We start from the raw sequence: 7,406 nt of genomic DNA, 5'->3' as shown, positions 1-7,406 counted from the left end.
CACCCGCACCCGCAGCGCACCCGCACCCGCAGCCCCACCCGCACGCGCCGGTTCGTCACCTCCTCCACTCCCCGCAAGGGACTCCCCGAAAGGCGACCCATGTTCCTCCAGCGCATCGGCAACCAAGGCATCCGGCTCGGCACGCTCTTCGAGCGGGCCGCCGCCCGGCACCCGGCGAACATCGTCGTCCTCGACCACGACCTGGACATCGCCCCCGGACTCGGCCGCCGCGCGACCGTCGCGGAGATCGCCGACCTGATCGACGACTTCGCCGCCCGGCTGTGGGCGGCGGGTGTCCGCCCCGCCCAGCGCGTCGTCGTGCACAAGTCCGACGGCTTCGACATCACCCTGCTGGCCTGCGCGATCGTCCGCGTCGGAGCCGTACCGGTGCTGCTCTCGCCGAAGCTGGACGGCGCGACCGTCGCGGAGCTGGTGCGCCGCACCGACCGGCCGTTCCTGCTCACCGACCGCGACAAGCTCGACACCGAACTCCCGGCGGAGGTCTTCACGCTGGCCGAGCGGGTGCTGCTCGCCTCGGGCAGCCACCCGGAGGCGACCGCGCTGGCCGACCTGGCCGGCTCGCCGCGGGTGCCCGCCGTCACCATGCCGCCCGAGCAGCCCACCCTGGTCACCCACACCTCCGGCACCACCGGCATCCCGAAGCTGGCCGTGCACACCGGGCACACCCTCCAGGCCCGCTACCGGCCGCAGGCGGCCGTCACCGCGCCGCTGCTGCGCGGCCGGGAGACCATCGCGATGCACGTGTCGTTCGTGCACTCCCGGCTGATCACCGCGCTCGCCATCTCCCTGTTCCGCGGCTACCCGATCGTCGTCCTCGCCGACTCCGACCCGAAGCGGGCCGCCGACCTGTTCGCCCAGCTGCGCCCCGGCATCCTGGAGGCGCACCCCAACTCCTTCATGGAGTGGGAGGAGCTGGCCGACGACCCGCGCGCGCCGCTCGCCAACGTCAAGCTGTTCAGCAGCACCTTCGACGCCATCCACCCGCGCACCGTGCGCCGGCTGCTGGGCGCGAGCCGCCGCAAGGGCGCGCTGTTCGGACAGCTGTACGGGCAGAGCGAGATCGGCCCGGCGGTCGTGCGGTCCTTCTCCAGGAGCGGGCGCGGACTGTGCACGGACGGCCGCTGCGTGGGCCGGCCCTTCCCCGGCATGACCGACATCCGGGTGGTCAGCCGGGACGGCAACCCGCCCTCCCCTGACAACCCCGGCTACATCGAGGTGCGCAGCGACGGCCGGATCGTCACCTACCTCGGCGAGCAGCAGCGCTACGACCAGCAGGTCAACGACGGCTGGTGGCGGATGGGCGACGTCGGCTTCCGCACGAAGCTCGGCTGTGTGCACCTGCTGGACCGCGAGGTCGACCTGATCGAGGGCTTCGGCAGCACGCTGGCCGTCGAGGACGCGCTGTTCACCCGGCTGCCGCAGCTCGCCGAGGTCGTCATCATCCCCGGCCCGGACGGGCGCGCCGTACCGGTGGTGTCCACCAAGGACGACATACCGCTGGATCCGGACACCTGGCGGCGGGCGGTGGCGGGGCTGCCGCCGATGGCGGAGCCCGTGCAGTGGCGCAAGGAGGAGCTGCCGCAGACCGCCACCACGAAGATCAAGCGGCTGGAGCTGGCCCGGCGGCTGGCCGACGCCCCCGGCGCCCCGGCTCCCGTCGCGGTCGAGGAGGTCGTGTGATGGCCCGGCTCATCGTGACCGGCGGCGGTATCGGCGGACTCGCCATCGCCCTCGCCGCCGCCCGGCGCGGCCACCGCGTGACGGTCCTGGAGCGCGCCGACCGGTTCGCGGAGATCGGCGCGGGCATCCAGCTCGCCCCCAACGGCCTGCACGCGCTGGACCGGCTGGGCCTCGGGGACGTGGTGCGCGACACCGCCGTCCGCATGGCGGAGCTGCGGTTCATGGACGGTGTCACCGGCGAGCACGTGACGAGCATGCCGCTCACCGACGCCTACCGGGAGCGCTTCGGCAACCCGTACGTCGTCGTCCACCGCGCGGAGCTGCACAGCGCCCTGCTGGACGCCTGCCGCGCCCTCGACCTGGTCGAACTGCGCAGCGGCTGCGCGGCGGCCGGCTACGAGCAGGACGCGGGCGGCGCCACGGTCGTCCTGGCCGGCGGCGAACGCGTCACCGGCGACGCGCTGATCGGCGCGGACGGCATCCACTCGGCGATCCGCGGCCAGCTCGTCGGGGACGGCGCGCCCCGGATCTCCGGGATCACCGTCTACCGGGCGGTCATCCCCATGGAGCGGGTCCCGGCGCGGCTGCGCAACGAGACCGCGGTGACCTGGTGGACCGGCCCCGGCTGCCACTTCGTGCACTACCCGATCGCAGGCGGCCGCTACCTCAACCTGGCGGCGAGCAGCGACAACGGCGAGACCGAGGCGCTGGCCTCGGTGCCCGTCCCGAACGACACGGTGCACGACGAGATGGCCGCGCTGGGCGCCGACGCCCACCGGCTGCTCGACCTGGGCGAGAACTGGAAGTCCTGGGTGCTGGTCGACCGCGACCCGGTGACCACCTGGTCCGACGGCCGTGTGGTGCTGCTCGGCGACGCCGCCCACCCGATGCTGCACTACGTCGCGCAGGGCGCCTGCCAGGGCCTGGAGGACGCCGTCGTCCTCGGCGACCTGCTGGACTGCGGGGCGGAGGAACTGCCCCAGCGGTTCGAGAAGTACACGGCGGAACGGCAGGAGCGCACCGCGCGCATCCAGTTGCTGGCCCGCGAGAGCATCCGCCTCTGGCACGCCGCCGGATCCACGGCCACCGCCCGCAACGCCGCCCTGAAGGCCATGTCCCCCGAGCAGCTGCACGACCACGTCGCCTGGATGCACGGCGAGCGCGTCGGCGGCCGGAACGGAGAGCACTGATGGACCGCACCGACCGCACCGACCACTCCGGCCGTAAGGATCCGGGTGGGATCGAGATCTGCATCATCGGCGCCGGACCGCGCGGCCTGTCCGTGCTGGAGCGGCTGTGCGCGAACGAGCGCGCCCGCTCCGCGCACCGCGCGGTCACCGTCCACGTGGTCGACCCGTCCGCGCCCGGCGCCGGACGGGTGTGGCGGCCGGACCAGTCCCGGCACCTGCTGATGAACACGGTGGCGTCGCAGATCACCGTGTACACCGACGACAGCGTGCGCACCGAGGGCCCGGTGGAGCCCGGCCCCAGCCTGTACGAGTGGGCCCGCTCGCTCGCCGGCGGCGAGGGCGCCGAGGACGACGCCGACACCCTCGCCGAGGCCCGCAGGCTCGGCCCGAACACCTATCCCACCCGGGCGTTCTACGGCCGCTACCTGCACGCCCAGTTCCAGCGGGTGGTCGACCGGGCCCCCGCCCACATGACGATCCGGACGCACCGCTCCCGCGCCGTCGCGATGGCCGACACCCACGGTGTCCCCGGCGGCCCGCAGGGCGTCCGGCTGGAGAACGGCACCCGGCTGAACGACCTGGACGCCATCGTGATGGCCCAGGGCCACGTCCCGGCCCGGCTCACCCCCAAGGAGGCGAAGACCGCGAGCCTGGCCCGCATCCACCACCTCACCTACCTCACCCCCGCCAACCCCGCCGACCTCGACCTGAGCACCGTCGAACCCGGCCAGACGGTCCTGCTGCGCGGCCTCGGGCTGAACTTCTTCGACCACATGGCGCTGTTCACCGTCGGCCGCGGCGGCGCCTTCGTCCGCGACGACGGCGGCAGACTGCACTACGTGCGCTCCGGCGAGGAGCCGCGCCTGTACGCCAGTTCACGGCGCGGCATCCCCTACCACGCCCGCGGCGAGAACGAGAAGGGCGCCTACGGCCGCCATCTGCCCCGGCTGCTCACCCCCGAGGTGATCGAGGGCCTGCGCGCCCGCTCGGCCCGCGGCGAGGGCGTCGGCTTCACCGCCGACCTGTGGCCGCTGATCTCCCGCGAGGTGGAGGGCGTCTACTACGGCACCCTGCTCACCGCCGCCGGCCGCGGCGCCGAACGCGACGAGTTCACCGAAGCGTTCCTCTCCCTGGCCCGGGAGGCCGACCGGGACGCGCTGCTCGACGCGTACGGCATCGAGCCGGGCGAGCGCTGGGACTGGGAGCGGCTGTCCCGGCCGTACGGCGACCGGGTCTTCACCGGCCGCGACGACTTCCGGGCCTGGCTGCTCGGCTACCTGGAGCGGGACGTCGCCGAGGCCCGCGCCGGCAACGTCAACGGCCCGCTGAAGGCCGCCCTGGACGTGCTGCGCGACCTGCGCAACGAGATCCGGCTCGTGGTCGACCACGGTGGACTCGACGGCGCGTCGCACCGCGACGACCTGGAGGGCTGGTACACCCCGCTCAACGCGTTCCTGTCCATCGGGCCGCCCGCCTCCCGCATCGAGGAGATGATCGCGCTCATCGAGGCCGGGGTGCTGGAGCTGACCGGGCCCGGCACCGAGATCCGCATCGACACCGTCTCCGGCGACCGGGCCACCTTCGTCGCCCAGTCCCGTGACGTGCCCGGCCCCCCGGTCCGCTCCTACGTGCTGATCGAGGCCCGCCTGCCCGAGCCCGATCTGCGCCGCACCGACGACCCGCTGCTGCGCCACCTCCTCGACACCGAGCAGTGCACCACGTACCGCATCCGCTCCACCGACGGCAGCGGCTACGAGTCCGGCGGCCTCGCCGTCACCGAGCGCCCCTACCGGCTGCTCGACGCCCGCGGCCGGGCCCACCCCCGCCGCTACGCCTACGGCGTCCCCACCGAGTCCGTGCACTGGGTGACCGCCGCCGGGATCCGGCCGGGCGTCGACTCCGTCACCCTCGGCGACTCCGACGCCATCGCCCGCGCGATCCTCGCCCTGCCGTCCGCGACCCTCGTGCCCACCGGGGTGCGCCCGGCACCGGCCGAGACCGACCTGACGGGAGTGCTGGTGTGAGCGCGCCCGCGATCCCGTACGGCGACCAGGAGGCGGGCCTCGCCTCCGACCGGCTCGACAGCGGGCTGCTGTCCCCGGTGCGGGCCGGCACCCCCGTCGAGGCCGCCACCTCCGACCGGGCCTGGCTGCAGGCCATGCTGGACGCGGAGGCGGCGCTGGTGCGGGCGCAGGCGGCGCTGGGCACCGTGCCGCCGTCCGCCGCCGAAACCGTCGCCCGGCTCGCCCGCGCCGAACGGCTCGACCTGCGCGGACTCGCCCTGGCCGCCCGGGAGACCGCCAACCCGGTGGTCGGCCTGGTGCAGGCGCTGACCCGGGTGGTCGCCGCCGAGGACCCGGCCGCCGCCGAGTTCGTGCACCGCGGCTCCACCAGCCAGGACATCCTCGACACCGGCGCGATGCTGGTCGCCCGGCGGGCGCTGCTGCTGGTCCGGGCCGACCTCGCCCGCACCGCCCGCGCGCTGGCACGGCTCGCCGGGGAGCACCGGGACAGCGTGATGCCCGGGCGCACCCTGGCGCTCCAGGCGGTGCCGGTCACCTTTGGGCTGAAGGCGGCGGGCTGGCGGGAGCTGGTGCTGGACGCCGACCGGCGGCTGGCCCGGGTCCTCGACGGCGGGCTGCCGGTCTCCCTCGGCGGGGCCGCCGGAACACTGGCCGGGTATCTGGAGTACGCCCGCATCGACGGCGGGGTGGACGGCCCGGACGCCGGGGAGTACGTGGACCGGCTGGTCACCGAGTTCGCGGCCCGCACCGGGCTGGCCCGGCCCGTGCTGCCCTGGCACACGCTGCGCACCCCGGTCGCCGACCTCGCCGCCGCGCTGGCGTTCGCCGCGGGCGCCCTCGGGAAGATCGCCGTGGACGTGCAGTCGCTCGCCCGCACCGAGGTGGCGGAGGTGACCGAGCCGCAGGCGCCCGGACGGGGCGGTTCCTCCGCGATGCCGCACAAGCGGAACCCGGTGCTGAGCACCCTGATGCGCAGTGCCGCGCTCCAGGTCCCGGCGCTCGCCTCGGCACTGACCCAGTGCATGCTCGCGGAGGACGAGCGGTCGGCGGGCGCCTGGCACGCGGAGTGGCTGCTGCTGCGGGAGTGCCTGCGGCTGGTCGGCGGGGCCGCGCACACGGCGGCGGAACTGGCCGAGGGGCTGCGGGCGCGGCCGGAGCGGATGCGGGCGAACCTCGCCCTGACCGGCAGCCGGATGGCGTCGGAGCGGGTCGCGGCCGTCCTCGCCCCCCTGCTCGGCAAGGCGCCCGCCAAGCAGCTGCTGACCCGCGCCACCGCCCTGGCCGAACACACCGGCCGGCCGCTGGCCGAGGTACTGGCCGAACAGCCCGAGCTGCACGGCCGGACGGACGCCGCCGGCCTGGCGCCCCTGTGCGACCCGGAGACCTACACGGGCGCGGCGGCGCTGCTGGTGGACCGGGCCCTGGCGGAGCCGGCCCGGTGAGGGGGGACAGCGGGAGGGGCGGTGCGCGTGACGCGCGCCGCCCCTCCTCGTGCCGTCCGCCCCGCGCTACATGAACTGCGCCGCCAGCGCCGGGCCGAGCGCCCCGCCCAGCTGGTAGCAGACGTTGAACAGGCCGATGCCCGCCGGGCGGCGGCGGTCCGGGAGGGTCTCGGTGGACAGGATGGACAGGGTCGCCTGGGCCGCGGACGCGGCGAGGACGGCGACGCCGCTCGCGGCGAGCAGCACCACCGGACCGGCCCCCGCCAGCGCCAGCGCGGGCGCGGCGAGACCCAGCGCGACCAGCGCGCCCAGCACCGTGCGGCGGGCCAGCCGGCCGGCCGCGGACGCGAGCACCAGCGATCCGGCGGAGCCCGCGAGCTGGGCGATCAGGATGCCCGTGCCGACCCGGCCGTCCCCCCAGCCGGCGGCGTCGGAGAGCAGCCCCGGCATCAGGTAGAAGAGGGTGAAGTGGCCGGTGGCGAGGAGGAATCCGAGGCCGCTGAGGAGGGTGAAGGTGCCGCTGCGCAGCAGCGCCGCCGGGACGAAGCCGTCGGGACGGCGGCGGATCCGCAGCGCGAGGAGCACCGCCACCAGCACCAGGCAGGCCCCGGCGGGCAGCGGCGCGGAGATGACGAACACCGAGGCGGTGACGAAGCCGGTCAGCAGCGCGGCGCCCAGGAAGTCGAACGGGCTGTCCTCGGCGGTGACGTCACGCGCGCCGCGCGCCACCGCGGGTACGGCCGCGACACTCACCGCGAGCAGCGCGAGCGCCGCCTGCCACGGCCAGACGGCGGCCAGTTCGGATCCGGCGAGCGGGCCGACCGCGCCGAGTCCGGCGATGCCCGCGGTGACCATGCCCATCCGGCGCGGCGACCCGGCCAGGCTCATGGCGATCGCGGTGAGCCCGGCCGCGCCGATGCCCTGCGCCGCGCGCGCCACGACCAGGGCGGGCAGCACCGGCGCGAGGCACAGCAGCAGGGTTCCGGCGAGCAGCGTGCCCGCGCTGGCGAGCAGGGCGGTGCGTACGCCGCGGCGGCTGATCAGTCCGG

5 protein-coding genes are annotated in these 7,406 nt (G+C 75.5%); 4 read left to right on the top strand and 1 reads right to left on the bottom strand.

Translation table 11 applies throughout. The features are described 5' to 3' along the window. Positions 1-99: 99 nt before the first annotated feature. The 4 genes from CCN42_RS35770 to CCN42_RS35755 are packed head-to-tail and all read left to right on the top strand — an operon-like array spanning position 100 to position 6,357. On the top strand, positions 100-1,701 hold the full coding sequence (locus CCN42_RS35770) for a class I adenylate-forming enzyme family protein (protein ID WP_086167882.1): 1,602 nt from the start codon (positions 100-102) through the stop codon (positions 1,699-1,701). Continuing rightward, complete coding sequence (locus CCN42_RS35765; RefSeq protein ID WP_086741520.1) at positions 1,701-2,891, top strand: FAD-dependent oxidoreductase; 1,191 nt, start codon at positions 1,701-1,703, stop codon at positions 2,889-2,891. The genes CCN42_RS35770 and CCN42_RS35765 overlap by 1 nt, the downstream gene beginning before the upstream one ends. After that, positions 2,891-4,915 (top strand): FAD/NAD(P)-binding protein, encoded by a 2,025-nt coding sequence (locus CCN42_RS35760; RefSeq protein ID WP_086741519.1) that lies wholly within the window; start codon positions 2,891-2,893, stop codon positions 4,913-4,915. Before CCN42_RS35765 ends, CCN42_RS35760 begins: the two co-directional genes overlap by 1 nt. After that, complete coding sequence (locus CCN42_RS35755) at positions 4,912-6,357, top strand: nitrosuccinate lyase (protein ID WP_169731587.1); 1,446 nt, start codon at positions 4,912-4,914, stop codon at positions 6,355-6,357. Before CCN42_RS35760 ends, CCN42_RS35755 begins: the two co-directional genes overlap by 4 nt. Before the next feature lie 66 nt (positions 6,358-6,423). On the opposite strand, the gene CCN42_RS35750 is transcribed toward CCN42_RS35755, so the two are convergent. After that, a partial coding sequence (locus CCN42_RS35750) for an MFS transporter (protein WP_086741518.1) occupies positions 6,424-7,406 on the bottom strand: 983 nt, incomplete at its 5' end.

The sequence above is a fragment of the Streptomyces glaucescens genome, from assembly GCF_002154375.1.
In the GTDB taxonomy this organism is placed as follows: domain Bacteria; phylum Actinomycetota; class Actinomycetes; order Streptomycetales; family Streptomycetaceae; genus Streptomyces; species Streptomyces glaucescens.
Note: the sequence above shows the minus strand (reverse complement) of the source record. Positions and strands in the feature narration are given on the sequence as shown.

Excerpts from the sequence above, each read along its gene's own strand:
- CCN42_RS35770 (WP_086167882.1), top strand. The coding sequence starts at position 100 with ATGTTCCTCCAGCGCATCGGCAACCAAGGCATCCGGCTCGGCACGCTC.
- CCN42_RS35760 (WP_086741519.1), top strand. The coding sequence starts at position 2,891 with ATGGACCGCACCGACCGCACCGACCACTCCGGCCGTAAGGATCCGGGT.
- CCN42_RS35765 (WP_086741520.1), top strand. The coding sequence starts at position 1,701 with ATGGCCCGGCTCATCGTGACCGGCGGCGGTATCGGCGGACTCGCCATC.